Origin of the sequence: Nonomuraea cavernae, assembly GCF_040655715.1 — a bacterium.
Lineage (GTDB): Bacteria > Actinomycetota > Actinomycetes > Streptosporangiales > Streptosporangiaceae > Nonomuraea > Nonomuraea cavernae_A.
The window spans coordinates 1-1,360 of record NZ_JBFAKL010000079.1 but is presented as its reverse complement, the minus strand read 5'-3'; the positions used below and the strand labels follow the sequence as shown (position 1 = coordinate 1,360).

The window sequence follows — 1,360 nt, the reverse complement described above, 5'->3', positions numbered from 1 at the left end:
TTGGATGCCCCTATGTTCGTCAAGTGGTCAGGCTGGGGCAGGGGGATGATCGGCTGTCGCTTTTTTGATGATGGAGTAGACCTCGCGGGCGACGTAGCGTTTGAGGCAGCGGATGACCTCTCGGCGGGTCTTGCCTTCGGTGGTGCGCCGTTGCAGGTACTGACGGGTGCGGTCGTCCCAGCGCAGCCGGGTGAGGACGATGCGGTACAGGGCGGCGTTGGCTTGCCGGTCGCCGCCTCGGTTCAGGCGGCGGCGTTGGGACTTGCCGGACGATGCCTCGACCGGGCTGGCCCCGCACAGGGCGGCGAAGGAGCCTTCCGTGTCCAGCCGCTGGGGGTTGTCGCCGGCCGTGACCAGCAGGGCGGCGGCCGTGTCCGGACCGATGCCCACGCGTTCCAGCAGAGCGGGAACGTGACGGCGGATGATCTCCTCCAGCAGCTGCTCCAGGGCGTTGATCTCCTGCGACAGCGACTGGACGCGGGTGGCCAGCAGGCGCAGGACGTAAAGGGTGGTGCTGTCGACGTCGGCGACCGGGCCGACGGCCAGCTCAGCGCAGCGGCGGATCAGGGTTTTGGGTCCCAGGCCGTCGAAGGAGGCCCGCAGGTCGGGGTCGGCCACCACCAGAGCCGCTCTGAGCTGGTTGATCGCCTGGGTTCGGGCCTTGACCGCCGATTCCTTGGCGCGGCGCAGCAGGCGGGCCATCTCGACCGGCCCGTCGCCGGATTTGGGGATGGCGGTGGCCCGGCCCGACAGCACGGCGCGGGCGGCGACCTCGGCATCCACCTCATCGGACTTGCCCCGCCGGCGGCGTTCGGCCTTGTCGGGCTGGCTGACCTCGAAGACCTCGACACCTTCGGCGGCCAAGACGCGGGCCAGCGCGGCTCCGTAGGAGCCGGTGCACTCCACGCCGGCCCGGTGCAGCTCGCCGAAGGATCGCGCCCAGGCCAGCAGTTGCGCATAGCCATCCGGGCCGGTGGGAAAGCCGCGGCTGTCCAGCAGGGCTCCCATCGAAGTCAGGATCGCGGCGACATGAACATCTTTGTGTGTGTCAACGCCCAGGACCACCTCATTCCGGTGCTGGGCGGAATGCACAGGCGCGCTGGTGTGGGGCATGCTGGTCATCGTGGTCCGGCTCCTGCTCGACGTGGGGGCTGGTCAGCCGTCGCCGGGGCGGCAGGAGCGGTCAGAACTGTGACGGTGCTTTGTTCACGGCAAGGCCCCTATCGGGACACACTCCAACGCCCCGGTGACAGCGAGCACCGCATCGAAACCCCGGCCGACAGATCCAAACCAAGACACCTGGGTCTGTTCTCGCGCGGGTCAAGCCAGGGCTCGAAGCGGCACACGTCCATCCTCACAG

1 protein-coding gene is annotated in these 1,360 nt (G+C 68.9%); it reads right to left on the bottom strand.

All coding sequences use genetic code 11. From position 1 onward, the window contains the following. Positions 1 to 27: 27 nt before the first annotated feature. Entirely contained in the window at positions 28 to 1,113 is a 1,086-nt protein-coding gene (locus tag AB0I38_RS40290; RefSeq protein ID WP_358496198.1) for an IS110 family transposase, read from the bottom strand. Between the last annotated feature and the right edge of the window lie 247 nt (positions 1,114 to 1,360).